Origin of the sequence: Bradyrhizobium sp. CB1717, assembly GCF_029714325.1 — a bacterium.
In the GTDB taxonomy this organism is placed as follows: Bacteria; Pseudomonadota; Alphaproteobacteria; order Rhizobiales; family Xanthobacteraceae; genus Bradyrhizobium.
This window is the reverse complement of sequence record NZ_CP121666.1, coordinates 2,812,410-2,838,783: the sequence shown is the minus strand read 5'-3', so window position 1 is coordinate 2,838,783 and position 26,374 is coordinate 2,812,410. Positions and strand designations below refer to the sequence as shown.

Annotated in this window: 25 protein-coding genes; 18 read left to right on the top strand and 7 right to left on the bottom strand. The window is 63.6% G+C overall.

Annotated features, from left to right (window positions below):
* The first annotated feature begins 195 nt into the window (after positions 1–195).
* From pqqA to QA649_RS13375, 10 genes are all read left to right on the top strand, one after another.
* On the top strand, positions 196–276 hold the full coding sequence (gene pqqA / locus QA649_RS13420) for a pyrroloquinoline quinone precursor peptide PqqA (RefSeq protein ID WP_007595659.1): 81 nt from the start codon (positions 196–198) through the stop codon (positions 274–276).
* A 130-nt stretch (positions 277–406) separates the two neighbouring features.
* Positions 407–1,336, top strand: a complete 930-nt coding sequence (gene pqqB / locus QA649_RS13415) for a pyrroloquinoline quinone biosynthesis protein PqqB (RefSeq protein ID WP_283024601.1) — start codon at positions 407–409, stop codon at positions 1,334–1,336.
* Complete coding sequence (gene pqqC / locus QA649_RS13410; RefSeq protein WP_283024600.1) at positions 1,333–2,112, top strand: pyrroloquinoline-quinone synthase PqqC; 780 nt, start codon at positions 1,333–1,335, stop codon at positions 2,110–2,112. The genes pqqB and pqqC overlap by 4 nt, the downstream gene beginning before the upstream one ends.
* Before the next feature lie 24 nt (positions 2,113–2,136).
* Positions 2,137–2,448: a pyrroloquinoline quinone biosynthesis peptide chaperone PqqD gene (gene pqqD / locus QA649_RS13405; protein WP_283024599.1), complete on the top strand. Its 312-nt coding sequence runs from the start codon at positions 2,137–2,139 to the stop codon at positions 2,446–2,448.
* The gene (gene pqqE, locus QA649_RS13400; protein ID WP_283024598.1) at positions 2,445–3,638 is read left to right on the top strand and encodes a pyrroloquinoline quinone biosynthesis protein PqqE; all 1,194 of its coding nucleotides are present in this window, start codon (positions 2,445–2,447) and stop codon (positions 3,636–3,638) included. The genes pqqD and pqqE overlap by 4 nt, the downstream gene beginning before the upstream one ends.
* Positions 3,628–4,614 carry a prolyl aminopeptidase gene (gene pip / locus QA649_RS13395; RefSeq protein ID WP_283024597.1) on the top strand — a complete coding sequence of 329 codons (987 nt, stop codon included), beginning with the start codon at positions 3,628–3,630 and terminating at the stop codon, positions 4,612–4,614. The genes pqqE and pip overlap by 11 nt, the downstream gene beginning before the upstream one ends.
* A 146-nt stretch (positions 4,615–4,760) precedes the next feature.
* Positions 4,761–5,438, top strand: coding sequence for a DUF4286 family protein (locus QA649_RS13390; RefSeq protein WP_283024596.1), 678 nt, complete (start codon positions 4,761–4,763; stop codon positions 5,436–5,438).
* Positions 5,439–5,679: 241 nt separating this feature from the next.
* A complete protein-coding gene (locus tag QA649_RS13385; protein ID WP_283024595.1) occupies positions 5,680–7,479 on the top strand; it encodes an FAD-dependent oxidoreductase in 1,800 nt (599 codons plus the stop codon).
* Entirely contained in the window at positions 7,449–9,296 is a 1,848-nt protein-coding gene (locus tag QA649_RS13380; RefSeq protein WP_283024594.1) for a 2-oxoacid:acceptor oxidoreductase subunit alpha, read from the top strand. The genes QA649_RS13385 and QA649_RS13380 overlap by 31 nt, the downstream gene beginning before the upstream one ends.
* Positions 9,293–10,348 (top strand): 2-oxoacid:ferredoxin oxidoreductase subunit beta, encoded by a 1,056-nt coding sequence (locus tag QA649_RS13375; RefSeq protein WP_283024593.1) that lies wholly within the window; start codon positions 9,293–9,295, stop codon positions 10,346–10,348. Before QA649_RS13380 ends, QA649_RS13375 begins: the two co-directional genes overlap by 4 nt.
* Here the strand turns inward: QA649_RS13375 and QA649_RS13370 are convergent, their stop codons facing one another.
* The 3 genes from QA649_RS13370 to QA649_RS13360 form a co-directional block, all read right to left on the bottom strand.
* The gene (locus QA649_RS13370) at positions 10,349–10,792 is read right to left on the bottom strand and encodes a DUF4399 domain-containing protein (RefSeq protein ID WP_283024592.1); all 444 of its coding nucleotides are present in this window, start codon (positions 10,790–10,792) and stop codon (positions 10,349–10,351) included.
* Between the two features lie 17 nt (positions 10,793–10,809).
* Positions 10,810–12,375 (bottom strand): SUMF1/EgtB/PvdO family nonheme iron enzyme, encoded by a 1,566-nt coding sequence (locus QA649_RS13365; RefSeq protein ID WP_283024591.1) that lies wholly within the window; start codon positions 12,373–12,375, stop codon positions 10,810–10,812.
* A 307-nt stretch (positions 12,376–12,682) separates the two neighbouring features.
* Positions 12,683–13,252 carry an STM3941 family protein gene (locus QA649_RS13360; protein ID WP_283024590.1) on the bottom strand — a complete coding sequence of 190 codons (570 nt, stop codon included), beginning with the start codon at positions 13,250–13,252 and terminating at the stop codon, positions 12,683–12,685.
* A gap of 209 nt (positions 13,253–13,461) precedes the next feature.
* Here QA649_RS13360 and QA649_RS13355 point away from each other — a divergent pair, with 209 nt between their 5' ends.
* The 6 genes from QA649_RS13355 to QA649_RS13330 all read left to right on the top strand — a co-directional run bounded on the left by QA649_RS13355 (position 13,462) and on the right by QA649_RS13330 (position 16,235).
* A complete protein-coding gene (locus QA649_RS13355) occupies positions 13,462–14,082 on the top strand; it encodes a hypothetical protein (protein WP_283024589.1) in 621 nt (206 codons plus the stop codon).
* 39 nt (positions 14,083–14,121) lie between these two features.
* Positions 14,122–14,571, top strand: coding sequence for a DsrE family protein (locus QA649_RS13350; protein WP_283024588.1), 450 nt, complete (start codon positions 14,122–14,124; stop codon positions 14,569–14,571).
* 220 nt (positions 14,572–14,791) lie between these two features.
* A complete protein-coding gene (locus QA649_RS13345) occupies positions 14,792–15,115 on the top strand; it encodes a metalloregulator ArsR/SmtB family transcription factor (RefSeq protein ID WP_211412224.1) in 324 nt (107 codons plus the stop codon).
* The gene (locus QA649_RS13340) at positions 15,112–15,531 is read left to right on the top strand and encodes an SRPBCC domain-containing protein (RefSeq protein WP_283024587.1); all 420 of its coding nucleotides are present in this window, start codon (positions 15,112–15,114) and stop codon (positions 15,529–15,531) included. Before QA649_RS13345 ends, QA649_RS13340 begins: the two co-directional genes overlap by 4 nt.
* 42 nt (positions 15,532–15,573) lie before the next feature.
* Positions 15,574–15,792: a hypothetical protein gene (locus QA649_RS13335; protein ID WP_283024586.1), complete on the top strand. Its 219-nt coding sequence runs from the start codon at positions 15,574–15,576 to the stop codon at positions 15,790–15,792.
* A gap of 2 nt (positions 15,793–15,794) precedes the next feature.
* Positions 15,795–16,235, top strand: a complete 441-nt coding sequence (locus tag QA649_RS13330) for a DUF1801 domain-containing protein (protein WP_283024585.1) — start codon at positions 15,795–15,797, stop codon at positions 16,233–16,235.
* 206 nt (positions 16,236–16,441) lie between these two features.
* Here the strand turns inward: QA649_RS13330 and QA649_RS13325 are convergent, their stop codons facing one another.
* The 4 genes from QA649_RS13325 to QA649_RS13310 all read right to left on the bottom strand — a co-directional run bounded on the left by QA649_RS13325 (position 16,442) and on the right by QA649_RS13310 (position 22,210).
* Positions 16,442–17,980, bottom strand: coding sequence for a SpoVR family protein (locus tag QA649_RS13325; RefSeq protein WP_283024584.1), 1,539 nt, complete (start codon positions 17,978–17,980; stop codon positions 16,442–16,444).
* Positions 17,977–19,254: a YeaH/YhbH family protein gene (locus QA649_RS13320; protein ID WP_283026024.1), complete on the bottom strand. Its 1,278-nt coding sequence runs from the start codon at positions 19,252–19,254 to the stop codon at positions 17,977–17,979. Before QA649_RS13320 ends, QA649_RS13325 begins: the two co-directional genes overlap by 4 nt.
* Positions 19,255–19,273: 19 nt before the next feature.
* On the bottom strand, positions 19,274–21,217 hold the full coding sequence (locus QA649_RS13315; RefSeq protein ID WP_283024583.1) for a PrkA family serine protein kinase: 1,944 nt from the start codon (positions 21,215–21,217) through the stop codon (positions 19,274–19,276).
* Between the two features lie 300 nt (positions 21,218–21,517).
* A complete protein-coding gene (locus tag QA649_RS13310) occupies positions 21,518–22,210 on the bottom strand; it encodes an STM3941 family protein (protein WP_283024582.1) in 693 nt (230 codons plus the stop codon).
* Positions 22,211–22,500: 290 nt separating this feature from the next.
* Here QA649_RS13310 and QA649_RS13305 point away from each other — a divergent pair, with 290 nt between their 5' ends.
* Both QA649_RS13305 and gnd read left to right on the top strand, forming a co-directional pair.
* Positions 22,501–25,350 (top strand): bifunctional transaldolase/phosoglucose isomerase, encoded by a 2,850-nt coding sequence (locus QA649_RS13305; protein WP_283024581.1) that lies wholly within the window; start codon positions 22,501–22,503, stop codon positions 25,348–25,350.
* 13 nt (positions 25,351–25,363) lie between these two features.
* Complete coding sequence (gnd, locus tag QA649_RS13300; protein ID WP_283024580.1) at positions 25,364–26,362, top strand: phosphogluconate dehydrogenase (NAD(+)-dependent, decarboxylating); 999 nt, start codon at positions 25,364–25,366, stop codon at positions 26,360–26,362.
* The last annotated feature ends 12 nt before the right edge of the window (positions 26,363–26,374 follow it).

The window sequence follows — 26,374 nt, the reverse complement described above, 5'->3', positions numbered from 1 at the left end:
GACAGGGATCACGACCTATCGGCAATTTTGCGGATGTCATTCGCTCATCTTTACGGCCGCAATACGCTCTCTTTGCGGTGCAACAAACCCGCCGGCCTACTACCTAGGTCGGGAAAATTTCACTGGCGAACTTTTCCGCCCGCATTACTTTATCTGCGGGCGGATACGTCCGGTTTCGCGAAAATGGAGAGCCAAATGGCCTGGAAAGCCCCGAAGATCGTCGAAGTGCCCTGTGGCATGGAAATCAACATGTATGTGAGCGCTACCCGCAAGTGAGCGGTTGGTGAGTACGCGTTCTGCGCAGGTGGTTCTTGCGGTCACGATACGTTTCCGGGGGACAGAAACCTTGTCCGAAACTGTCTCGGCCTGAGATCCACCTCGCGACGTTCCCTCCAGGAGACGGATCATGCTTCGCGTCGTCGTCCTGGGCGCAGGGGCCGGCGGCGGAGTGCCGCAATGGAATTGCGGTTGCGAGGGCTGCCGCGCGGCCCGCAGCTATGGACACGAACTCCATCGAACCCAGGCCTCGGTTGCCTTCAGCGGCGATGGCGAGCACTGGTTCCTGATCAACGCCTCGCCCGATCTCCGCCAGCAATTGAACGCCACGCCGCAGCTGCATCCCAAGGCGGGCGCGCTGCGCCATACGCCGGTTGCGGGCGTGATCCTGACCAACGGCGAGGTCGATGCCGTGGCCGGCCTGCTGTCGATGCGCGAAGGTTCGCCCTTCACGGTCTATGCCCATGAAAAGGTGCTGGCGATCCTTGCCAGCAACAGCATCTTCAACGTGCTGAACGAGAAGAACGTCAAGCGCCAGCCGATCGGTGTCAGTGAGCCGTTCGAGCCGCGGCTGCCTGACGGCGCCCGCTCAGGGCTGGAGGTGCGGCCCTTTGCCGTGCCCGGCAAGTCGGCCTGGTACCTGGAAGGCAAGGCCCATCCGGGCGGCGAGACCGGCGACGGCGATACGCTGGGGCTGAAAATCACCGACAAGGCCACCGGCAAGTGCTTCTACTTCATCGCCGCCTGCGCCGAGGTCACCGACGCGCTGAAGGCCGAGATCGACGGCGCGGCGCTGGTGTTCTTCGACGGTACGGTCTGGCAGGATGACGAGATGATCAAGGCCGGGCTCGGCCACAAGACCGGCAAGAGCATGGGCCATGTCGCGATGTCCGGCGCCGACGGCGCGATCGCGCGGCTCGCCGATCTCGATATCGACAGGAAGATATTTCTGCATATCAATAACTCGAACCCGGCGCTGCTGCCCGGCTCAAGCGAGTGGAAAACGGTCGAACAAGCGGGCTGGCAGATACCTGGGGATGGAACGGAGATCGTGCTGTGAATGCCGCGTCAATGACTGGAATGACCGCGCTCTCGATCGGCAAGGACATCAGGCTCACCAGCGCCGAGGAGCTCGAGGCGACGCTGCGTCATATCGGAGCTACGCGCTATCACAGCCTGCATCCGTTCCATAAGCTCTTGCACGGCGGCAAGCTGAACAAGGGCCAGGTGCAGGCCTGGGCGCTCAACCGCTACTATTACCAGAGCACCATCCCGATCAAGGACGCGGTGGTGATCTCGCGCTTCCGCGACCGCGCCACGCGCGTGGAATGGCGCCACCGCATCGAGGACCATGACGGCGATGTCGGCTCCGAGGGCGGCATCGAGCGCTGGCTGAAGCTGACCGAAGGGCTCGGGCTCGACACCGCTTACGTGGAATCGACCGAAGGCATTCTGCCGGCGACGCGGTTCGCGGTGGAGGCTTACGTCCATTACTGTCGCGAAAAAAGCCCGCTGGAAGCGATCGCCTCCTCGCTCACCGAGCTGTTCGCGCCGAACCTGCACGAAGAGCGCATCTCCGGCATGCTGGAGCATTACGACTTCGTCAATCCTGATATCATGAGCTACTTCAAGCGGCGACTGACGCAGGCGCCGCGCGATGCCAATTTCGCGCTCGACTACGTCAAGGCGCATGCCACGACGCCGGAGCAGCGCGCGCTCGTATGCAACGCGCTGATCTTCAAGACCAACGTGCTGTGGGTGCAGTTAGATGCGCTCCAGCACGCCTATGTCGAAGGCAACATTCCGCCGGGCGCGTTCGTGCCCAAAGAAAACTAAGTAGGCGAGTTGAGAGGAGCAGCGATGGCCGGGCCGCGGAACATCAGCGTCAGCGAGGCAAGCCGCCCCGTGCTGCCGCGGCATGCCAAGCTGAAATATGACGAGACGCGACAAGTCTGGGTGATCCTGGCGCCGGAGCGGGTGCTGGCGCCGGACGAGATCGCAGTCGAAGTCCTGCAGCTCTGCGACGGCGAGCGCAATGTCGGCGACGTCGCCGATCAATTGGCCGCGAAATACGCCGCACCGCGCGAGGCGATCCTCACCGACGTCATCGCCATGCTGCAGGATCTCGCCGACAAGGGCTTCCTCACCGAGGCCCGGGAGAAAACGTCATGAGCGACGTGCTCGGCAACATCCCGCCCGGGATGAGCGACAGCCTCGCGGTGCTGGAGAAGCAGCGCTCGACGGCGGAGACTTTTGGGATTCCGCTCGCGGTGCTGCTGGAGATCACGCATCGCTGCCCGCTGCAATGCCCCTACTGCTCGAATCCCGTTGAGCTCGATCGCTCGGGCAAGGAGCTGACGACGGACGAGTGGAAGAAAGTGCTGAGTGAGCTCGCCGAGATCGGCGTACTCCAGGTGCATTTCTCCGGCGGCGAGCCCACGGCGCGGAAAGATCTCGTCGAGCTGGTGAAGCATGCCAGCGACGCCGGTCTCTACACCAATCTCATCACCTCGGCGGTGCTGCTGACGCGCGACAAGCTCAGCGATCTCGCCGACGCCGGGCTCTGCCATGTGCAGATCTCCTTCCAGGGCGTCGAGGAAGGCCTTGCCGATCGCGTCGCCGGCTACAAGAACGGCCATCGCAAGAAGCTCGAAGTCGCGAAATGGACGCGCGAGCTCGACCTGCCGCTCACCGTGAACGCGGTGATGCACCGGCAGAACCTGCACCAGCTTCCTGACGTCATCCAGATGGCGATCGATCTCGATGCCGACCGGCTCGAGGTCGCCAATGTCCAATATTACGGCTGGGCGCTGAAGAACCGCGCCGCCTTGATGCCGACCGTGGCGCAGCTCGATGAGTGCACCCGCCTCGTCGAGGAGGCGCGCGAGCGGCTGAAGGGCCGGCTGACCATCGACTACGTCGTTCCCGACTATTACGCATTGCGGCCGAAGAAGTGCATGGGCGGCTGGGGCCGGCAGTTCTTCAACATCTCGCCCGCCGGCAAGGTGCTGCCCTGCCACGCCGCCGAGAGCATCACCGGGCTCGATTTCGAATCGGTGCGCTCCAACCATTCGATCGCCTGGATCTGGCAGAACTCCGAGGCCTTCAACCGCTATCGCGGCACCGGCTGGATGAAGGAGCCGTGCAAGTCTTGCGAATTCCGCGAGATCGATTTCGGCGGCTGCCGCTGCCAGGCCTTTGCGCTGACGGGCGATGCCGCCAACACCGATCCGGCCTGCGCGCTGTCGCCACTGCACGAGACCATCTTCAAGCAGGCCGAGCGCGAGGCCGAGGGCGAGACCAACCGCTTCCTCTACCGCAACTTCGCCGGCGGCACCCTGGAATCCGAGAATGACGCCTGACGCCGACGCAGGCACAGCGGTCAGGCGTGCCGACCCCTTTGCGCCGCTGACCTCCGACATGCTCGATGTCGGCGACGGCCATGAGCTCTATGTCGAGAGCGTCGGCCGCGCCGACGGCATCCCTGCGGTCTACCTGCACGGCGGGCCTGGCAGCGGCTGCCAGCCCGACCATCGCCGGCTGTTCGATCCCGACCGTTTCTGCGCCGTTCTGTTCGACCAGCGCGGCTGCGGCCGCAGCCGGCCCAAGGGCTCGCGCGAGCACAACACCACGGCGCACCTGGTCGCGGACATGGAGAAGATCCGTGAGAAGTTCGGCTTTGAGCGCTGGTTGGTGGTCGGCGGCTCCTGGGGCGCGACGCTGGCGCTGGCGTATGCAGAGGCGCATCCCGAGCGCGTCTTAGGTCTCGCGCTCCGCGCAACCTTCCTGGGCACGCGGGCCGAGGTCGTGACGGCCTTCACGACGCGCCTGTCGCAATTCTATCCTGCGCTGTACGAGGACTTCCTCAGCGTGCTGCCGCTAGAAGAGCGCGACCAGCCGGTCGACGCCTGTTGGCGCCGTATCCTCGATACCGACCCGGCCGTGCATGGCCCGTCGGCGAAGGCCTGGCACGACACCGAGCGCATCTTGTCCGAGCACAAGCCTGCAAAGACACGGCTCGACCTCGCCGCGCTGAACGTCTGGCGCACATTGCCGGCGACCCCGTTCATGGAAGCGCATTACTTCCTCAACGACAGCTTCATGACCGCAGACCAGCTGCTGCAGAATGCGGGGATGCTCGAAGGCATTCCCGGCATCATCGTCCAGGGTCGCTATGACCTCTTGTGCCCGCCCGAGACATCGCACGCGCTTGCAGGAGTCTGGCCCGGTTCCGAGATTCGCATCGTGGAAGAAGCCGGGCATTCGCTCTATGATGGCGGCGTAAGGGACGCGGTCATGAAGTCGATCGCGGATCTTGCTTCGAAGATTCCGCGATAAGGATCTATCCCCTCATCCTGAGGAGCGCCCTTCGCGCGCGTCTCGAAGGATGAAAGGCCGAGATGCTGCAGCGGGGGCCTTCATGGTTCGAGACGGCGCCGACGCGCCTCCTCACCATGAGGGTTGGAATGGGAAGGACAAGAACAATGCCGCTCGCCGGGAAAGGCATGCTGCTGACGTCGATGAACATCGACGCTTCAGATGAGGCCGAGTTCAATCGCTGGTACGATCGCGAGCATCTGGAAGAGCGCGTCGCGATCGAGGGTTTCCTGGAAGCGCGGCGCTATGTCGCGCACGCCGCCAATCCAAAGTATCTCTGCCTCTATTCGACCGCGACGCTCGACGTGCTCGACAGCCCCGCCTACAAGGCGCGGCTCGCCAATCCGACCGACTGGTCACGGCAGACCATGGCGCGTTTCAAGGACATGCTGCGCGTGGTCGCGCGCATCACGATCAGCAATGGCACCGGGCGTGGGACGGCGCTCGGCGTGGTGCGGCTGCGGCCGACGCCCGACAATGCCGCACCGTGGCGTGATGCACTGCAAGAAAAGCTGGCACTGGAAAAGCACGCCGGCATCATCTCGATGCATCTGCTCGAGAGTGAGCCCGAATTGTCGGGCGTGACGGCGGGAATGCCGGCGATGCGCAACGAGGGCGCGCGCGACTGGTTCGTGCTGATCGACGGCACCCACGTCGGCGCAGTCTCGGCTGTCATCGCCGAGCGCTTTACCGGTCCCGCCGCATCTCCCTTCCCGCTTCCGGTCTCGGTCGGCACCTACTGCCTGATGTGGGACCTCGCGAAGAGCGATATCGCGCACGGCTGAAGCAGCCATCCGCATTGCAACATATTGCACCGCCGCATTGCTGCGCGCGGCGCGTTAATGCTGTGTACGCGCAGCTCCCATGAAAGGCGGTGATCACCCAAATTTGCCGTTGTGCTTCGGAATGGTTCTAATAAGCTAACCCAATGACGTCATTCAGAAACCGGATCGAAGCGCGCTAAAGCGCTCGCCAAGCTCAAGAAAAGGCCGCGGGGGTCTTTGGGCCTGCGCGGACAGGGTAGGAATGAAACCGACCGATATCGCGGCCCCCGACTACTTTCACAAAGTAGTCGATTGCCAGTGGGCCTGTCCTGCACACACCCCGGTTCCCGAATACATCCGACTGATCGCACAAGGGCGCTACAGCGACGCCTATATGATCAACTGGAAATCGAACGTGTTTCCCGGAATTCTGGGACGCACCTGCGATCGTCCATGCGAACCGGCGTGCCGCCGCGGACGCGTCGAGGACAATCCGGTCGCGATCTGCCGCCTCAAGCGCGTCGCCGCCGACTTCAAGGACGACATCAAGCAGCGCCTGCCGAAGCCCTCACCGAAGAACGGCAAGCGTGTTGCCCTTGTAGGCGGCGGCCCGGCCTCGCTCACCGTGGCGCGCGATCTCGCGCCGCTCGGTTATCACTGCACCGTGTTCGATGGCGACCCCGAAGCCGGCGGCATGATGCGCTCGCAGATCCCGAAATTCCGCCTGCCCAATTCCGTGATCGACGAGGAGACCGGCTACATCCTGGGTCTCGGCGTCGACTTCAAGGGCGGCCATCGCATCGAGAGCATGAAGTCGCTGCTCGCAGACAAGTTTGACGCGATCTTCGTCGGCTCCGGCGCGCCGCGCGGCCGCGAGCTCGACATCCCCGGCCGAAAAGAGGCCGCCGCGAACATCCATATCGGCATCGAGTGGCTGGCCAACGTGTCGTTCGGCCATGTCGACAAGATCGGAAAGCGCGTCATCGTGCTCGGCGGCGGCAACACCGCGATGGATTGCTGCCGCACCGCGCGCCGGCTCGGCGGCGAGAAGGTCACGGTGGTCGTGCGTTCCGGCTTCGAGGAGATGAAGGCCTCGCCCTGGGAGAAGGAAGACGCGCTCCACGAGGATATCCCGATCCTCAACTACATGGTGCCGGTTGCCTTCAAGCATGTCGCCGGCAAGCTGATCGGCGTCAGCTTCCAGCACGTCAAAGCCGAATACGACGCCAAAGGCCGCCGCAATCTGGTGCCTTCGGGCGACCCCGATCAGACCATTCCCTGCGATGACGTGCTGGTCGCGGTCGGGCAGGAGAACGCCTTTCCCTGGATCGAGCAGGATTGCGGCATCGAGTTCGACAAATGGCACATGCCGAAGGTCGATCCGAAGACGTTCGTCTCGACCAACCCGAAAGTGTTCTTCGGCGGCGACGCCGCGTTCGGGCCGAAGAACATCATCTGGGCGGTGGCACACGGCCATGACGCCGCATTGTCGATCCACAAGATGCTGTCGGGCGAGGACATCACCGAGCGCCCGCTGCCGGAGGTGCAAATCTCCTCGCAGAAGATGGGCATCCACGAATGGAGCTATGACAACGACATCTCCAACGACAAGCGCTTCAAGGTGCCGCATCGCGACAAGGTCATCGCGCTGAAGGACATCCGCGCCGAGGTCGAGCTTGGCTACGACGTCAAGCTCGCGCTGGGCGAAGCCGAGCGCTGCCTGAACTGCGACGTCCAGACCGTGTTCTCGACCTCGCTCTGCATCGAGTGCGACGCCTGCGCCGACATCTGCCCGATGGACTGCATCACCTTCACCGACAATGGTGAGGAAGACGATCTGCGCCAGCGCCTGAAGGCGCCCTCGCCGCGCCCGGACCAGGACCTCTACGTCTCGTCCGATCTCAAGACCGGGCGCGTGATGGTGAAGGACGAGGATGTCTGCCTGCATTGCGGGCTGTGCGCCGAGCGCTGTCCCACCGGAGCCTGGGACATGCAGAAATATTTCATCGATATGACCCACGCAGGTTCGACATGTCCGACAAAAAGCCGATCAGCAGCGTAAACGACTTCGTCGTCCGTTTCGCCAACGTCAACGGCTCGGGCTCGGCCAGCGCCAACGAGATGTTCGCGCGTGCGATCCTGCGCCATGGCGTGCCGGTGTCTCCGCGCAACATCTTCCCATCCAACATCCAGGGCCTGCCGACCTGGTACGAGGTGCGCGTGACGGAAGACGGCCATCTCGGCGCCCGCGGCGGCGTCGACATGATGGTGGCGATGAACCCGCAGACCTGGGACAAGGACGTCGCCGGCATCGAGCCCGGCGGCTACCTGTTCTACGATTCCACCAAGCCGATGCCGTCGACCAAGTTTCGCGACGACATCACCGTGATCGGCGTGCCGCTCACCGCGATCACCAACTCGACCTATACAGATCCGCGCCAGCGCCAGCTGTTCAAGAACATCATCTATTTGGGCGCGCTGTCGGCATTGCTCGACATGGACCCGAAGCTGATCGAGCAGCTGATCGGCGAGCAGTACAAGAGCAAGGAGAAGCTGCTCTCCTCCAACGTCCACGCGCTGCATCTCGGCCGCGACTGGGCGCTGCAGAATCTGAAATGCCCGATCGGGCTCAGGGTGAAGAAGTCCGACAAGGTCGGCGACCGCATCTTCATCGAGGGCAACAGCGCCGCCGCGCTCGGCGCGGTCTATGGCGGTGCCACCGTGTGCGCGTGGTATCCGATCACGCCGTCCTCGTCGGTGGCGGAGGCCTTCACCGCCCATTGCCAGAAGTACCGGCACGATCCGGAGACCGGCAAGGCGAAATACGCCATCGTGCAGGGCGAGGACGAGCTGGCCTCGATCGGCATCGTCATCGGCGCCTCCTGGAACGGCGCACGCGCCTTCACTGCAACCTCGGGCCCCGGCATCTCCCTGATGACGGAGTTCATCGGCCTCTCCTATTTCGCCGAGATTCCGGCCGTGATCATGAACATCCAGCGCGCCGGCCCCTCCACGGGCATGCCGACCCGCACCCAGCAATGCGACATCATCGCCTGCGCCTATGCCTCGCATGGCGACACCAAGCATGTGCTGCTGTTCCCGGAAGATCCGGCCGAAGCGTTCGAATTCGCGGCGGCCGCCTTCGATCTCGCCGAGCGTCTCCAGACCACGATCTTCCTGATGCTCGACCTCGACATCGGCATGAACCACCGGCTCTGCCGTCCGCTGAAGTGGGATGACGCCCGGCAATATGACCGCGGCAAGATCATGACGGCGGAGATGCTGGAAGAAGGCCGCGACTTCGGCCGCTATCTCGACGTCGACGGCGACGGCATCCCCTATCGCACCTATCCCGGCACACATCCGACCAAGGGCTCCTATTTCACCCGCGGCACCTCGCGCGACCGCTATGCGCGGTACTCGGAGGAAGGCACCGTCTATGCCGACAACATGCAGCGCCTGGTGCGCAAGTTCGAGACCGCGCAGGATCTGGTGCCGCGGCCGCTGCAGGCCAATGCGGAACGGCCGACCAAGTATGGCGTGATCTATTTCGGCTCGACCTCACCGGCGATGGACGAAGCGATCGGCCTGCTGGAGACGCGCGGCCATCAGCTCGATCGCCTGCGCATCCGCGCCTTCCCGTTCCATTCGAGCGTGGCGAGCTTCCTCGCCGAGCACGACTTCGTCTATGTCGTCGAGCAGAACCGCGACAGCCAGCTCCGCCAACTCATCGTCAACGAGAACGGCATCGATCCCGTCCGGCTCGTTCCGATCGTGCACTACGACGGCTCACCGATTACCGCCCGCTACATCGCAAAAGCCATTGGCGACCACCAGGATCACCTCAAGGTGACCCCGCTCCGCAAGGCCGTGTCATGACCTATATTGCCAAGCCGAAATTTCATCATCCGGGCCTGAAGAAGAACGAGCTCGGCTACACGCATCGCGACTACGAGGGCAAGATCTCGACGCTGTGCGCAGGCTGCGGCCACGATTCGATCACGGCCTCGATCATCGAGGCCTGCTACGAGCTCTCGATCGAGCCGCATCGGGTGGCGAAGATCTCCGGCATCGGCTGCTCGTCGAAGACGCCGGACTATTTCCTCGGCAATTCGCACGGCTTCAACTCCGTGCACGGGCGAATGCCCAGCGTGCTCACCGGCGCCAACCTCGCCAACCGCGACCTGATCTATCTCGGCGTCTCCGGCGACGGCGATTCCGCCTCGATCGGGTTCGGCCAGTTCGCGCATTCGATCCGGCGCGGCGTCAACATGACCTATATCGTCGAGAACAACGGCGTCTACGGCCTGACCAAGGGCCAGTTCTCGGCCACCGCCGACCGCGGCTCGAAGAGCAAAAAGGGCGTCACCAACACCGACAACGCCATCGACCTCGTCGCGATCGCGCTGCAGCTCGGCGCAACCTTCGTGGCGCGCTCGTTCTCCGGCGACAAGAGCCAGCTGGTGCCGCTGATCGCAGCCGCGATCGGCCACAAGGGCGCGTCCTTCATCGACGTCATCAGCCCCTGCATCGCCTTCAACAACCACGCCGGCTCGACCAAGAGCTTCGACTATGTCCGCGAGCACAATGACGCCGTGAACCGGCTCGACGTGCTGGTCGGCCGCGATCCGATCGCGGTGGACTACGCGCCGGGCACGGTGCAGGTGGTCGAGCAGCATGACGGCAGCAAGATCGCGCTGCGCAAGATCGACGCGGACTACGATCCGCACGATCGTCTCGGCGCTCAGACCTTCCTCGCGAAACACGCCGCCAAGGGCCAGATCGTCACCGGCCTGCTCTATGTCGACCCCGACGCGGAGGACCTGCACGAGCACCTCAACACGATCGAGACCCCGCTCAACACGCTGGAAGCGGACACGCTCTGCCCGGGCTCGGCGGTGCTGGACAAGATCAACGCCAGCCTGCGCTGATCACTTGCCGGCAACTGGTTGCCTGACGCGTATGGTGATCTTCTCGGACACGATGGGCGGCTCGAACGGATAGTGCTTGGCGTCGCCGAGCACCAGTTGCAGCGTGTGCGTTCCGGGTGCAAGTTCGAGCTGGGTTTCGGTCTGCCCGGCGCCGAAGTGCAGATGCGACTTGTCCTGCGGAATTGGCTCCTTGGGATCGATGGGATCGTTCACGTCGACCAGCAAATGATGATGGCCGGCGTTCTGGTAGTCGTCGCCGGCATGCGTCACGCCCATGTTGCGCAAGCCGAACCGGACCCAGAATGCACCGCGAACCTTCTGCCCGTCACGCGGGCTGATGAAATAGAGCTTGGCGTCCTTGGGCGCGGTCTTGCCTTGCGCGTAGGCTCCGCCGGAAGGCAATGCGATCGCCGCCGCCAATGCGGCGCAAAAAATGATCTTCATCAAATCCCCTCCAGCACTTACGGACTGAGCGCGACGCGGAATCCATGCGTGGGATAACGGACATTGGTGTCGTAACCATCGCGGTTGGATGGCCGCACATATCGGGAATCGTTCTTCCAAGAGCCTGAGCGCAGCACGTGCGAGGAGCAGTCGGCGCCGGTCCATGCCGAGCCGTCGCCGGGCGCGCCTTGATAGCTCTTGTGCCAGCAATCCTCGACCCACTGGTCGATCCCGCCGCCCATGTCGTACAGGCCGAACGGGTTTGGCTTGAAGCTGCCGACCTTCGCCGGCTGCTCGCTGGCGAGGTTGCCGCAATCCTTGCAGCCGGCCATGCCCGGCTGAAGCTTGTCACCCCACCAATACTTGCTCTGCGTTCCGCCGCGCGCCGCGTACTCCCATTCGGCTTCGCTCGGAAGCCGATACGGCTTCTTCGTCGCCTGGGAGAGATACGCCACATATTGTTGCGCGTCGGTCCAGCTCACATTGCTGACGGGCGCGTCGTCTTTGCCGGTGGCCGTGAAGGAGCACGCCTTTGCAGCGGCGCATTCGTTCCACTCCTGCACGGTCACCGGATATTTGCCGATCGAGAACGGCTTGATCGTGACCTGGTGGACCGGGCGTTCCGTCGGATCGTCATTGCTTCCCATGGCGAAGCTGCCGCCGCGAATGGCGATCATCTCGGGTTCTTGGACCGCCGTCACCGATGGAGCGGATGCCGGAGATGGTGAAGGCGATGCTGCGGGCGATGGCGTCGTTGTGGGCAACGGCGAAGCCGCGGGTGCGGCTTGAGGCGCCGGTACCGCCGGGCTCGGTAGCGACGGAACGGATTGCGGCATCGGCGAAGCTGACGGCACCGCGACCGGAGGAGCGGCAGCCTGTTGCCCCACCTGGCTGCGGTGCTGCACCAGCACGTACCAAAGCACGTAGCCGGCAATCACCAGCAATGCCATGATCAGAAGAAAGAGCAGGATGTTCTCGCGCCGGCCGCGCGTCCTGCCGACTGCGTCTGCGTCCGGCAGCACGCGATAGACGCGCACCGGATCGGTGATGTTCTTGACCTTGCGGTCCCCGAGCGATTCATAGCCGCATACGACCTTGTGCTTGATCTGCTCGTAGATCGCACCCGAGATATAGACCTGACCGGGCTCCGCGATGCCTTCGATGCGTGTGGCGATGTTGACGCCGTCGCCGTAGACGTCGTCCGGCTCCACGATGACGTCGCCGAGATTGACGCCAATCCGGTATTCGAGCCGTGAATGCTTGGGAAGCGGGGCGTTGCGGCCGATGAGATTCTGCTGGATGACGATGCTGCATCGAACGGCCTCGACCGGGCTATCGAAGATGGCGATAAAGCCGTCGCCCGTCGTCTTCACCAGCGTGCCATGATGCTCGACGATGCTGGGCTGGATGATATCCCGCTCGATCCGCTTGACGCGGACATGCGTTCCCTCCTCGTCGGCCTGCATGATGCGACTGTAGGAAGCGATGTCGCCGACAATGATCGCCGCGAGACGACGAGGCATGGGGCCGTGTGGAGGCTGCCCGTCCTGATTTCCGGATCTGAAGTTGCGAATTTCGCCCATTGCGGGGACTCCACGCGCGACGAGAGGCGGCCCCACTCTACGACTGCCAAAAGCAATCGCCTGTGAAGGCTATCACATCGACGAACGGGGACAATGTCGAATGGCTGACAGCATCGAGTTCCCAAAAAACGAAGGCCCGCGCCGATTGAACCTTCCTGGCTTGAGGTTCGACTAAGGCCGCACATGGAACCAGGCCGCCTCGCTCCGCTCTGCGCGTGGAAGCGAGTTGAACGCGTCACGCATGCGGCGACTGCCAACACGCAGTGTTTCGTGAAGGCAACGCGGTCCGCCTCGGCTGCGGCCGGGACTAGCTGACAGGCTCGGGCTCGGCTGCGGCGCGACCAGTATAGGCCAGCCGTCCGGCCGTCCAGTATTGCTTGCAGGTCTCGAACAGCGTTTCGCCGTCCACGGTCAGGCCGCCCGTGACGAGCACGCCGTCCGCACCAATGGGCTTGTTCAGCAGCGACAAGACGCGCTTCAGAAAGCCGCCTTCGAACCGCTCGGCGAGAAGAGGATCGACCTGAAGAACGACGATCCTCTGGCTGCGATACCGAAAGATCGATATGTCCCTCACCGATCGCCACGAGATGGTGTCATCGGCGATCCTGGTGTCGCGAATGCCGATACGGGTGATGAAGAGGACCGGCTCCCTGGCGGAGATCAACGTCCAGAGCGTCCTGCAGGTGGCCAGGCCGAAAAACACGACGCCGAAATAGCTGAGCGCGATCTGGATCGTGGCGATGTCCTTGCCATAGTGCCAGCTGAATGCGAGCGCGCCGCACAGCAGCGTCGCCAACAGGCCGGCTCCCAGCAACCAGAACAGCCGCGGAAGGGAATAGCCGATCGCAAGGTTGGGCAAGCTCTGAGTTACGGACATTCTGACCGCCACCAGTCATCTGCAACAACCAGGGGTTTACCAGCGCCCCTCCTTCCAAATTGTTAAAGCGGGAACCTTGCGTGAGGCTGCCCGCAAGGCGGGCGGCCAGGAACACTTGAACGCAGGACTTTCCGCCCGCGACTAAATGCCAGCCGGCTGCCACCCCGCGCGTTGCGGATGGACGACGGTTCACACGCCCCGGTGCGATCATGAAGCTTGCCCTCATCCTTCCGCTTGTCCTTGCCGGCTTCGTCGGCGCCGCCCGGGCCGAGGAGGCCGACGACATCCGTGAGGCCACCAAGGCCGAGGCCGACACCTTCAACGCGCGCATGTATGCGGGCAGGCCCGGCGACAAGGCCTATGCCTGCTTCGTCCGCCGTTACGACGCCGAGCATCTGGCGCGGCACCCGAAGCAGAAGGTCGCGTCGATGAAGCTGCTGATCTCGGCGGAGGTCGACAAGGAGGACAAGCAGCTCCACAACTCGTTCCGCCTCGGCTTCAGGTATCGCCACCGCAGCGGCGATTTCGATTCCAGCGGCTCCTGTAACCACGCCGTGTTCACCAAGGACGGCACCGAAACCCGCCTGGGCTGCGGCGTCGACTGCGAGGGCGGCGGCATCGGCGTTGCGCTCTCCAAGGACGACAAGTCGGCGATCGTGCGCCTCGCGCGGGTCAGGGTCTGGCAGAACAACAAGCCGGACGACGATGCCGAGCGATCGCTGGTCGCCGGCGCCGACGACGGGATCTTCCGTCTCGATCGCACCGACGCAAGCGAATGCGCTTCGCTCGTGACCGACCGCAAGGAACTCGCGGCACTGCGCCACAAGTGATATGTGTCCGGCAAAATCAGGCAATCCAGGGAGACTGCCATGAACCGCCGTAACATCCTGTGGAGCGCCGTGTCGGCATTGGGTGCGGCGCTGGGCGCCTCCCGCGCGAAGGCCGCGACCGAGGCTCCACCGTCGAACAAGCTGAAAGTCGTCTATCACCTCAGCGACGCCGAGAAGGTCAATTTCGTGCTCGGCAACATCCAGAACCACATCGACGGCGTTGGTGGACCGGCGAACGTGACGATCGCGCTGGTGATCCACGGGCCGGCGCTGAAAGCGTTTCACTCGGCACAGGCCAACCCCGACATCAGCAAGCGCGTCGGCGAATTCTCCAGGGATGGCGTCGAGCTCGCCGCCTGCGGCAACACCATGAAGGCGCAGAACGTCACGCTGACGGATCTGCTCCCCGGCTTCGTCAGCGCGGAGAAGGGCGGCGTGGTCAGGTTGGCCGAGCTGCAGTCACAGGGGTATCTGTATTTGCGGCCCTAGCGTTGCGGGAGGCGTCACCGCATCCACCGTCATTGCGAGGAGCTCTTGCGACGAAGCAATCCAGACTGTCTCCGAGGTGGGATTCTGGATTGCTTCGCTACGCTCGCAATGACGGCGGAGGAGTTGCGCGAGCGATAGCCATTTCCCTCCAACCCCCCTTGACTTATCTATAACCCTGCGGTTATGAATAAACCCATAACCTCCGAGTTATGGATCAACCGTGTCTGCCGCCCACGACCTCCTGTTCAGGACGCTTGCCGATCCGACCCGGCGGGCGATCTTCGAGCGGCTGTGCCGCGAGGGCGAGCAGACGGTCGGGGCACTGACGCTACGCTCCGGCGTTTCCCAGCCGGCGGTCTCGAAACATCTGGGCGCGCTGAAGCAGGCGGGCCTGGTGCGCGACCGCCACGAGGGACGCCAGACGCACTACAGCGCGCAACCCGGCGCGCTCAACCCACTGGTCGACTGGACCAGCCAGATGACCGGCTTCTGGCAGAACCGGCTCGACGCTCTCGATGATCTCCTGAAGAGGATGGACCAATGACCGAAACACGATCCGTCGTCGTCGAGCGCGAGTTCGCCTTCCCGGCCGAGCGGCTCTGGCGCGCGCTGACGCAGCCGCATCTGATCGAGGAATGGCTGATGAAGAACGACTTCAAGCCCCAGGTCGGTCACCGCTTCAACCTGCGCGGCGAATGGGGCGGCGTGCTGGACTGCGAGGTGCTGACCATCGAGCCGCAGAAGACGCTCGCCTATACCTGGAATTTCTCGCATGAGGACGCGGCGTTCGATTTGAAGAGCGTCGTGACCTTCACGCTGACGCCGACGGGCGCGGGCACGCATCTGCGCGTCGAGCAGGCGGGCTTCAGCCCGACGCAGAAGCAGGCCTATGGCGGCGCGCATGCCGGCTGGAAGCAGTTTTTCGCCAAGCTGGACGAACTGCTGGCGCGGGCTGAGTAGCTCGCCGGCGTCTCTTCCATACATTTTCCAAAGGAGATCCCAATGAGCACGCACATATGGATTCGGCAGATTCATCGCTGGCTGTCGATGGCGTTCACGGTCGCGGTCATCGCCAACATCGTCGCCATGACCATGCAACTCCAGGCCGTCTGGATCGGCCTGCTTGCACTCGTACCACTCATTCCGTTGCTGGCGACCGGGCTGTATCTGTTCGCGCTGCCTTATCTCGGCCACCGCGACGGCGCGCGGCAAGAGGCGTGATCATGAAGAAGGCCGTGACCGCAAAGAAGAGCAGCGCGACGAAGACGGATGGCGCCTCGCCCTCCAAATTGATCGACGGCCGCATCAGGGAGCTCGGCGACTGGCGCGGCGAGATGCTGGCGCGGATCCGCGGCCTGATCAAGCAGGCCGTCCCTGACGTCGTCGAGGAATGGAAATGGCGCGGCGTTCCCGTGTGGGAGCACGACGGCATCATCTGCACCGGCGAGACCTACAAGGAAGTGGTGAAGCTGACTTTTGCCAAGGGCGCGGCGCTGGACGATCCCGCGGGCCTGTTCAACTCCAGCCTCGACGGCAATGTGCGCCGCGCGATCGATATTCGCGAGGGCGACAAGATCAACGAGAAGGCGTTGAAGGCGCTGATCCGCGCGGCGGTGGAGCTGAATGCGTCCAGGAAGAAGCCGGCCAGGAAGCAGCCGGCGTAGATCAACCGTTATGCAGCTTCGAATTCCTTCCTTCTCCCCTTGTGGGAGAAGGTGGCGCGAAGCGCCGGATGAGGGGTCTCTATCGACACGGGAAATTGCGGAGAGATACCCCTCGCCCCCAGTGAGCTTGCATCTACCTGCATCGCTGCCCTCTCCCGCAAGGGGAGAGGGCACGTCGACACGCATCTCGCTGTGTTGTTCCCCCCTCAGGCCACCGCCGCCGGGATCGGACGCGGGCTCACTACATATTCGCGCAAAACCTTGTCGTTGGCGTCGACCTCGATCAGCGCGACGTCGTAGGTCCAGAGATCGGCCAGGTGCTGCAGCACGCGCTTGGTGTCGGTCTCGTTGAGCTGCGAGCCCTTGATGACGCGATGATGCAGGATCAGGCGGCGGTCGCCGGAGAGATCGACGTCGACCACCTCGATATTGGCGTCGATGTAGCCGACATCGTGCTGCCGCGCCAATTCGCGCCGCACGCGGCGGAAGCCGCGCTCGTCGTGGATGGCATCGACGCGGATGCCGGCGCGCTCCTCGGGATCGTCGTGGAGATGGAACATGCGGAAGTGCCGCATCAACTTCGGGCTCAGGAACTGGCCGATGAAGCTCTCGTCGCGGTAGTTGGCCCAGACGTCGCGCAGCACGCCCATCACGTCGTTCTTGCCGGCGATGTCGGGGAACCATTCGCGGTCCTCGTCTTCCGGACTGGTGACGATGCGCTCGATGTCCTGCATCATTGCGAAGCCGAGCGCATAGGGGTTGAAGCCCGAGAAGCGCGGATCGTCGAATTCGGGCTGGAACACCACGTTGGTGTGCGATCCCAGGAATTCGAGGAAGTTGCCGTCGGTGATGCGCCCCTGCTGGTGCAGCTGGGTCATGATGCGATAGTGGACGTAAGTCGCCGTCCCCTCGTTCATCACCTTGGTCTGGCTCTGCGGATAGAAATATTGCGCGATGTGGCGGACGATCCGCAGCAGCTCGCGCTGCCAGGGCGCTAGGCGCGGCGCGCTCTTCTCCAGAAAATAGAGCAGGTTCTCCTGCGGCAGGCCGAGCAGCTTGCGGCGCCGCTCGATGCTGAGCGTCGAACGGCTCTTGCTCTTGCCGGCAGGCACGGTGCGCCAGAGATCGTTGAAGACCTCTTCCTCGTGCTGGCGCCTGCGCCCTGCCCGCTTCTCCTCGGCGCGCAGATCCAGCTTCTTCTTGCCGGGATAGCGGTCGATGCCGTGCGACATCAGCGCATGCGCGGCGTCGAGCGTGCGCTCGACCTCGGTGCGGCCGTAGCGCTCCTCGCATTGCATGACGTAGTTCTTGGCGAAGTCGAGATAGTCCAGGATGCCGTCGGCGTCGGTCCACTGCTTGAACAGATAGTTGTTCTTGAAGAAATGGTTGTGGCCGAAGGCGGCGTGCGCGATCACCAGCGTCTGCATCGTCGCCGTGTTCTCCTCCATCAGATAGGAGATGCAGGGCGAGGAGTTGATCACGATCTCATAGGCGAGGCCCATCAGGCCCTTGCGATAAGAGGCCTCGTGGAAGGCGAAATGCTTGCCGAAGGACCAGTGCTTGTAGAACAAGGGCATGCCGACCGACGAATAGGCGTCCAGCATCTGCTCGGCGGTGATGACCTCGATCTGGTTCGGATAGACGTCGAGCCCGAGATCCTTCAACGCCACCTCTTCGCAGGCATCGGTGATACGCTGCAAGGTGCGAAAATCCCAATCCGCGCCTTCGAACAAACGTTCCGTCATGGAGCGGCTTTCTCCTGAGCAGTGTCGCGGCGCTGGAACAGGTCGTGGAACACCGGGAAGATCTCGCTGCGCTCGGAGACCTTGCGCATCGAGAGCGGTGCGCCGCTGTTGCGCAGGCGCTCGTAGAGGGTCCAGAGCGAGGAGTCGGAGAGATCGAAGGCGCTGCCGCCGGATTCCCCGACCTCGAGATAGGCAAAGAACTGGCAGACCGGCAGGATCTTGTCGGTCAGCAGCAGCCCCGTGAGCTCGCCGTCGGAATAGGAATTGTCGCCGTCGGAGGCCTGCGCGGCGTAGATGTTCCAGTCCGAGGGATTGAAACGCTCGCGCACGATCTCGTGCATCGCCTGCAGCGCGCTGGAGACCAGCGTGCCGCCCGAGGCCGGGCCGTAGAAGAAGGTCTGCTCGTCCACTTCTTCGGCGCGGTCGGTGTGACGGATGAAGACGATCTCGACATGCTTGTAGCGGCGCTTCAGGAACACGTAGAGCAGCATGTAGAAGCGCTTGGCGAGGTCCTTCATGTGCTCGGACATCGAGCCGGAGACGTCCATCAGGCAGAACATCACGGCCTGCGCGACGGGCTTCGGCACCATCTCGAAGCGGCGGTAGCGGATGTCGAGCGGATCGATGAACGGAATGCGCTTGGACTTCGCTTTCAGCGCTTCGAGCTGGGCGATGAGCTCGGTACGCTCGTCCTCGTCGGTGCAGGCGGCGATCGCGGCTTCCAGCTCCTCGATCTCCTCCTTGCGGGGACGCTTGAGCGCGATGCGGCGCGCCAGCGCGAGCTTCACCGTGCGGCTCACCGAGATGTTGGCGGGCGAGCCCGACGTGGTGTAGCCGGCGCGCTGGATGCCCTCGCTCTCGGTCTGCGCGATCTTGCGCTTGGCGAGATCCGGCAGCTCGAGGTCGTCGAGGAAGAGATCGACGAATTCGTCACGGGACAGCACGAAGCGGAAGGCGTCCTCGCTGTCGCCTTCGCCGGGACCGGAATCCTTGGCGCTGCCCTGGCCGGAGCGCTGCAGATAGTCGCCCTCGACAAACTTCTTGTTCCCGGGCAGCACCATGTCGCGCGTTCCGCCTTCGCGGCGGAAACGCGGCTCGTGCATGCCGTCGAGCGGGATCGTGACCTCACCACCCTCCAGGACGTCCTTGATGTCTCGTTCCTGCGAGGTCTTCTTGACGGCGCCCTGCACCAGGGATTTGGCCCGACGCAAGAACCGCTGACGGTTCTCAAGACTCTTGCCGCCTGGATTCAGGCGCCTGTCAATAATGTGAATGGCCACTTTCTCATCCGCCTCAACCGGCCTGCTTCACGCGCATGTACCATTCGACGAGCCGGCGAACCTGACGCTCGGTGTAGCCGCGCTCCACCATGCGTGCGACGAACTCGCCGTGCTTCTTCTCCGTCTCGCCGTCCTTTTTCGACCCGAAGGAGATGACCGGAAGCAGGTCCTCGACCTGAGAGAATATCCGCTTTTCGATCACATCGCGAATCTTCTCGTAGGAGGTCCAGGTCGGATTTTTGCCGCTATTCTGGGCCCTGGCCCGTAACGAGAACTTGACCACCTCGTTCCGGAAGTCCTTCGGATTGGCGATGCCGGCCGGTTTCTCGATCTTGGTCAGCTCCTGGTTCAAGAGATCGCGATCAAGGAGTTGTCCGGTGTCGGGATCCTTGAAGTCCTGGTCCTCGATCCAGGCATCGGCGTAGTCGACGTAGCGGTCGAACAGGTTCTGGCCGTAATCCGAGTAGGATTCGAGATAAGCCTTCTGGATCTCGTTTCCGATGAACTCGGCATAGCGCGGCGCAAGCTCCGCCTTGATGAATTCAAGGTAGCGCTTTTCGGTTTCCTCGGGGAGCTGCTCACGGCGGATCGACTGCTCCAGCGCGTACATCAGGTGCACGGCGTCGGCGGCGACCTCCTGCGGATCGTGGTTGAAGGTCGCGGCCAGGATCTTGAAGGCAAAACGGGTGGAGACGCCGTCCATGCCCTCGTCGACGCCGGCAGCATCGCGATATTCCTGGACGCTGCGCGCCTTCGGATCGGATTCCTTCAGGCTTTCGCCGTCATAAACCCGCATCTTGGCGAACACCGTGGAATTCTCGTGCTTGCGCAGGCGCGACATCACCGAGAACCGCGCCATCGTCTCCAGCGTCGCCGGCGCGCAGGGCGCAGAGGCGAGCTCGGAGCCCTGGATCAGCTTCTCGTAGATTTTCTGCTCCTCGGTGAACCGCAGGACATACGGCACCTTGATCACGCAGATGCGGTCGATGAAGGCCTCGTTGTTCTTGTTGGCCTTGAAGCTCGCCCACTCCGCCTCGTTGGAGTGCGCGAGAATGACTCCGGTGAACGGGATCGCGCCGATGTTCTCGGTGCCGATGTAGTTGCCTTCCTGCGTTGCGGTGAGCAGCGGGTGCAGCATCTTGATCGGCGCCTTGAACATCTCGACGAATTCAAGGATGCCCTGGTTGGCGCGATTGAGGCCGCCGGAATAGCTGTAGGCGTCGGGATCGTTCTGCGCGTAGGTCTCGAGCTTGCGGATGTCGACCTTGCCGACCAGCGACGAGATGTCCTGGTTGTTCTCGTCACCAGGCTCGGTCTTGGAGACCGCGATCTGGCGCAGCCGCGACGGCTGGATCTTGGCGACGCGGAATTGCGAGATATCGCCGCCGAAGGCTTCCAGCCGCTTGTAGCACCACGGGCTCATCAGGCCGGTGAGACGGCGGCGCGGAATGCCGTATTTCTCCTCCAGCATCGGCCCGAGATGATCGGGATCGAACAGGCTGAGCGGGCTTTCGAACACGGGCGAGAGTTCGTCGCCGGCCTTGAGCACGTAGATCGGCTGCACTTCCATCAGCGACTTGAGTCGTTCGGCGAGCGAGGATTTGCCGCCGCCGACCGGACCGAGCAGATAGAGGATCTGCTTGCGCTCCTCTAAGCCCTGCGCCGCGTGCCGGAAGAAACCGACGATACGCTCGATGGTTTCTTCCATGCCGTAGAAGCCGGCGAAGGCCGGATAGGTGCGGATGGTGCGGTTCAAAAAAATACGGCCAAGGCGTGGGTCCTTGGCCGTGTCAATCGTCTGCGGATCGCCGATCGCTGCTAGCAGTCGCTCGGCCGCGTTTGCGTATTTCATGGGATCGCTTCGACACGATTCCAGATATTCCGCCATCGACATGTCGTGCTGGCTTCTCGCCTCGAACGACCGAGCGAAAGCGTTGAATAGAGAATCGTTGTACATGATCCCTCTCCGCGTGAGTTCCGCTACAAGCTGAAACGAAAGCAGTTACCGGACCGTTCCTCAGGCCGCGTCTCGAATCAGCGTGAGCACATGACGATCATTGGACACCCGGGGGCCGACTCGACGCAACGCACAACGTAGGCAACCGGGTGAGTTACGAACAGGCACCTGCCTGTTCTTTATGCGAATCTATGTATATCTTCGCTCATTTCCAGCAAATGTCACTCGGCCGCCACATCCGGGCGTTACCGGGGATCGGCTCATCCGGCGGTGCAGCATAGGCGTCAGCCGGCGGCAGCTTTATGACGCTTGTGCGGCCAAGCCTTGTGCACCGGAGCCTTGTGCACCCGAGCCTTGCGTGCCTTGATCGCGGTCTCGCCGCAATGCGGTGCGTGCATCGCTGGCGGCATGGCACTCGCGGCAAGCGCGCAGCAATGTATCAAAATCGGTCGCCAGTCCCTCGGTGGAAATGGCGATCCGATCGTCCCGCGCGCCGCGCAATGTCGCCCGCCTCCTGCCGCGAATAGAGGAGAGCTGCCGCTGCAACGCCGGCGTCGGCGTCAGCACGATCAATCTGTGCCCGCGGCGCTCCTCGGCCGAAATCTCCGCAATCGACTCCCACAGCAGAAATTCATTGCCGATGCGGAGATCGCGGATGCCGTAGGGGGTGACGATCACCACCGGTCCACGTTCGCCGGGAAGGAGCCAGATCAGCCAGCCGGTGATCAGGCCGAATACCGCAACGCCGGTATAGCCGACCGTCGTGTCGTAATCGCCGAGGCTGTCCCACCAGTCGAAGGCGAGGCTGGCGCTGAACAGGATCATCGCGAACCCCGCCGCGACCAGCAGTCGCAAGCGCGTGGCGCATTGATTGATTTCGAGATCGTAGGGCACATCGATACGCACGGTCGGCGTGTTCGATTGCGGGCTGTCGGAGACGGCGGGCGGAGGGCCGTCAGGATGTACTTGCATGCTTTCCCCCAGCATGGCCATTCGCGACCGGTTCACCAACGATCGGGCAGACCGGAATCTGCTGACGACACGCTGTGCAGCGGCCGACAGACGTTACGCAACGAGACCTCGGCCGAACCTTTCCGGCCAACGACTTTTTACGCAACACAGCCACTGCCGCCTGGATCGCCATGATCGCGACGGAGTTACACTGAGAGTATGACGCTCAGACCCTTGATTGGTTCCCTCCCGGGTGCATGTAAGCTAGAGGATAGCGCGTCAGGACCGGCGCGGGAACCCCTCGCCCGCAGGCTTGGAGATAAATAAGCATCATGAATCCCGTCAAAGAACTGGAAAAGCACGGACAGGCCGTCTGGCTGGACTTCCTGGCCCGCGGTTTCATCGCCAAGGGCGACCTGAAGCGGCTGATCGACACCGATGGCGTCAAGGGCGTCACCTCGAACCCGTCGATCTTCGAGAAGGCGATCGGCAGTTCGGACGAATACGACGCCCCGATCGGCAAGGCGCTGAAGCGCGGCGACCGGACCGTGGCCGACCTGTTCGAGGCCGTCGCGGTCGAGGACATCCAGAATGCCGCCGACGTGCTGCGCCCGGTCTATGACCGCCTCAAAGGCGGTGACGGCTATGTCAGCCTGGAAGTCTCGCCCTATCTGGCGATGGACACCGCCGGCACCGTCGCTGAGGCACGGCGGCTGTGGAAGGATGTTGGCCGCAAGAACCTGATGGTGAAGGTGCCGGCGACGCCCGAGGGCCTGCCGGCGATCGAGACGCTGATCGGCGACGGCATCAGCATCAACATCACCCTGCTGTTCTCCAAGGCGGTCTATCTCGAGGTGGCGGAGGCCTATCTGGCGGGTCTCGAAAAATACGTCGCCGGCGGCGGCGATCCGTCGCACGTGGCCAGCGTGGCGAGCTTCTTCGTCAGCCGCATCGACTCGGTGGTCGACAAGCAGCTCGACGAGAAGATCGCGCGCGCCAACGATCCGTCCGAGAAGGAGCGGCTCGCCGCGCTGAAAGGCAAGGTCGCAATCGCCAATGCCAAAGTCGCCTACCAGGATTACAAGCGCCTGTTCTCGGGTCCGCGCTGGGAGAAGCTCGCCGCCAAGGGCGCCAAGCCGCAGCGCATGCTGTGGGCGTCAACCGGCACCAAGAACAAGGACTATAGCGACGTCCTCTATGTCGAGGAACTGATCGGCCCCGACACCATCAACACCGTGCCGCCGGCAACGCTGGATGCGTTCCGCGACCACGGCAAGCCGCGCGACAGCCTGGAAGAGAATGTCGAGGACGCAAGGCGCGTGCTGGAGGAGCTGGAGCGCTCCGGCATCTCGCTGGATGCGATCACCGAGGAGCTGGTCAGGGACGGTGTCAAGCTGTTTGCGGATGCCGCCGACAAGCTCTACGGCGCGGTCGCCCACAAGCGCGCCACCGTGCTCGGGCCGGCGCTCGATCGCCAGCAGCTTTCGCTCGGCGACGGCCTCGGCAAGGCTGTCGCCAAGAGCACCGAGGAATGGCGTGCCTCGGCAAAAATCCGCAGGCTCTGGCAGCGCGACAAATCGGTCTGGACCGGCACCGACGAGGACAAATGGCTCGGCTGGCTCGACAGCGCCGCCAAGGCGGACGTTGCCGACTACGAGGATTATGCGGGCCGCGTGAAGGGCCAGAAATTCTCCGACGCCGTCGTGCTCGGCATGGGCGGATCGAGCCTCGGACCCGAGGTGCTGGCCGAGACCTTTGGCAAGAAGCCGGGCTTCCCCAAGCTGCACGTGCTTGACTCCACCGATCCCGCGCAGGTGCGGGCGATGGAAGACAAGATCGACATCGCCAACACCGTGTTCATCGTCTCCAGCAAGTCCGGCGGCACCACCGAGCCGAACGCGATGAAGGATTATTTCCATGATCAAGTTGCCAAGGCGGTCGGGCCGAAGGTGATGACCGGCCATCGTTTCATCGCGGTGACCGATCCCGGCTCGTCGCTGGAGAAGGCGGCGAAGACGCTGAACTATGCCCGCATCTTCCATGGCGAGCCCTCGATCGGCGGGCGCTATTCGGTGCTCTCGCCGTTCGGTCTGGTGCCGGCGGCAACTGCCGGCATCGACGTCAAGACCTTCGTCAAGCACGCGCTCTCCATGGCCCGCTCCTGCGGGCCGGACGTGCCGCCGTCCGAAAACCCGGGCGTGCAGCTCGGCCTTGCCATGGGATTGGCCGCGCTCGAAGGCCGCGACAAGGTGACGATCCTGTCTTCGAAGAAGATCGCCGATTTCGGCGCCTGGGCCGAGCAGCTGATCGCGGAATCGACCGGCAAGGAGGGCAAGGGTCTGATCCCGATCGACGGCGAGCCGCTGGGCGATCCTTCGGTCTACGGCAATGATCGCTTCTTCATCGACATCCGCATCGACGGCGAAGCTGACGCTGCACACGACTCCCAGCTTGCCGCGATCGAAGCGGCCGGCCATCCCGTGGTGCGCATCGTCATGAAGTCGATCGACCATCTCGGCCAGGAGTTCTTCCGCTTCGAGCTGGCGACGGCGGTGGCGGGCTCGATCCTCGGCATCAACCCGTTCGACCAGCCCGACGTGGAAGCGGCCAAGATCAAGACCCGCGAGCTCACGGCGTCGTTCGAGAAGACCGGCAAGCTGCCGGCAGAAGAGCCGGTGGTCAGCACCAAGGAAGCCGATCTCTACACCGACGAGGCCAACGCCACGGCGCTGCGCGCCGCCGGCGCCAATGGCGACCTCACCTCCTGGCTGAAGGCGCATCTGTCGCGCTCGGGCGAGGGCGACTACGTCGCCCTGCTCGGCTACATCGCGCGCGACAAGGCCACCATCGATGCCCTGCAGGCGATGCGGATCGAGGTGCGCGAGAAGCGGCATGTCGCGACCTGTGCCGAGTTCGGCCCGCGCTTCCTGCACTCCACGGGGCAGGCCTATAAGGGCGGGCCCGACAGCGGCGTGTTCCTCCAGATCACCGCCGACGACGCCAAGGACCTGGCGGTGCCGGGCCAGAAGGCGAGCTTCGGCGTGATCAAGGCGGCGCAGGCGCGCGGCGATTTCGACGTGCTCACCGAGCGCGGGCGGCGCGCACTGCGTGTCCACCTGAAGGGCGGGCTCAAGAAAGGTCTCGCGGCGCTCAACGCGGCGCTCAACGACGCACTGAATTAAGGGAATCTTTCACATGCAACTCGGCATGATCGGCCTCGGCCGGATGGGCGGCAACATCGTTCGCCGCTTGATGCGCCAGGGACATTCGACCGTGGTCTACGACAAGGACGCCAAGGCCGTCGCGGGCCTTGCGGCAGACGGCGCAGTCGGCTCGGCGACTCTGGAAGAGTTCATCTCCAAACTCGAGCGTCCGCGCACGGCCTGGGTGATGCTGCCCGCGGGGCGCATCACCGAGACGACGATCGACACCATCGCGGGCGTGATGCAGGAGGGCGACGTCATCATCGACGGCGGCAACACCTTCTGGCAGGACGACGTCCGCCGCGGCAAGGCGCTGAAGGCGCGCGGCATCCACTATGTCGACGTCGGCACGTCGGGCGGCGTGTGGGGCCTCGACCGCGGCTACTGCATGATGATCGGCGGCGAGAAGGCCGTGGTCGACCGGCTCGATCCGATCTTCGCTGCGCTCGCGCCCGGCGCCGGTGACATTCCGCGCACCGAAGGACGCGAGGGGCGCGATCCCCGCATCGAGCAGGGCTACATCCATGCCGGCCCCGTCGGCGCCGGGCACTTCGTCAAGATGATCCACAACGGCATCGAATACGGCCTGATGCAGGCCTATGCCGAAGGTTTCGACATTCTCAAGAACGCCAATATCGACGCCCTGCCGGCGGATCATCGCTATGATTTCGATCTCGCCGACATCGCCGAAGTGTGGCGGCGCGGCAGCGTGATTCCATCCTGGTTGCTCGACCTCACCTCGACCGCGCTCGCCGACAGCCCGCTTCTGTCGGAGTATTCGGGCTTCGTGGAGGATTCCGGCGAAGGACGCTGGACCGTGAATGCCGCGATCGACGAGGCCGTGCCGGCCGAAGTCCTGACCGCGGCGCTCTACACACGTTTCCGTTCCCGCAAGGAACACACCTTCGCCGAAAAAATTCTCTCCGCCATGCGCGCGGGTTTCGGCGGCCACAAGGAGCCGAAGCAGCCGGGCGCTTCGAAACCGAAGTAACAAGTAGACAAG

Coding starts and splice junctions, on each gene's coding strand:
- pqqA (WP_007595659.1), top strand. CDS start 196: ATGGCCTGGAAAGCCCCGAAGATCGTCGAAGTGCCCTGTGGCATGGAA.
- pqqB (WP_283024601.1), top strand. CDS start 407: ATGCTTCGCGTCGTCGTCCTGGGCGCAGGGGCCGGCGGCGGAGTGCCG.
- pqqD (WP_283024599.1), top strand. CDS start 2,137: ATGGCCGGGCCGCGGAACATCAGCGTCAGCGAGGCAAGCCGCCCCGTG.
- pqqE (WP_283024598.1), top strand. CDS start 2,445: ATGAGCGACGTGCTCGGCAACATCCCGCCCGGGATGAGCGACAGCCTC.
- pip (WP_283024597.1), top strand. CDS start 3,628: ATGACGCCTGACGCCGACGCAGGCACAGCGGTCAGGCGTGCCGACCCC.
- QA649_RS13390 (WP_283024596.1), top strand. CDS start 4,761: ATGCCGCTCGCCGGGAAAGGCATGCTGCTGACGTCGATGAACATCGAC.
- QA649_RS13385 (WP_283024595.1), top strand. CDS start 5,680: ATGAAACCGACCGATATCGCGGCCCCCGACTACTTTCACAAAGTAGTC.
- QA649_RS13380 (WP_283024594.1), top strand. CDS start 7,449: ATGTCCGACAAAAAGCCGATCAGCAGCGTAAACGACTTCGTCGTCCGT.
- QA649_RS13375 (WP_283024593.1), top strand. CDS start 9,293: ATGACCTATATTGCCAAGCCGAAATTTCATCATCCGGGCCTGAAGAAG.
- QA649_RS13370 (WP_283024592.1), bottom strand. CDS start 10,792: ATGAAGATCATTTTTTGCGCCGCATTGGCGGCGGCGATCGCATTGCCT.
- QA649_RS13365 (WP_283024591.1), bottom strand. CDS start 12,375: ATGGGCGAAATTCGCAACTTCAGATCCGGAAATCAGGACGGGCAGCCT.
- QA649_RS13360 (WP_283024590.1), bottom strand. CDS start 13,252: ATGTCCGTAACTCAGAGCTTGCCCAACCTTGCGATCGGCTATTCCCTT.
- QA649_RS13355 (WP_283024589.1), top strand. CDS start 13,462: ATGAAGCTTGCCCTCATCCTTCCGCTTGTCCTTGCCGGCTTCGTCGGC.
- QA649_RS13350 (WP_283024588.1), top strand. CDS start 14,122: ATGAACCGCCGTAACATCCTGTGGAGCGCCGTGTCGGCATTGGGTGCG.
- QA649_RS13340 (WP_283024587.1), top strand. CDS start 15,112: ATGACCGAAACACGATCCGTCGTCGTCGAGCGCGAGTTCGCCTTCCCG.
- QA649_RS13335 (WP_283024586.1), top strand. CDS start 15,574: ATGAGCACGCACATATGGATTCGGCAGATTCATCGCTGGCTGTCGATG.
- QA649_RS13330 (WP_283024585.1), top strand. CDS start 15,795: ATGAAGAAGGCCGTGACCGCAAAGAAGAGCAGCGCGACGAAGACGGAT.
- QA649_RS13325 (WP_283024584.1), bottom strand. CDS start 17,980: ATGACGGAACGTTTGTTCGAAGGCGCGGATTGGGATTTTCGCACCTTG.
- QA649_RS13315 (WP_283024583.1), bottom strand. CDS start 21,217: ATGTACAACGATTCTCTATTCAACGCTTTCGCTCGGTCGTTCGAGGCG.
- QA649_RS13310 (WP_283024582.1), bottom strand. CDS start 22,210: ATGGCCATGCTGGGGGAAAGCATGCAAGTACATCCTGACGGCCCTCCG.
- QA649_RS13305 (WP_283024581.1), top strand. CDS start 22,501: ATGAATCCCGTCAAAGAACTGGAAAAGCACGGACAGGCCGTCTGGCTG.
- gnd (WP_283024580.1), top strand. CDS start 25,364: ATGCAACTCGGCATGATCGGCCTCGGCCGGATGGGCGGCAACATCGTT.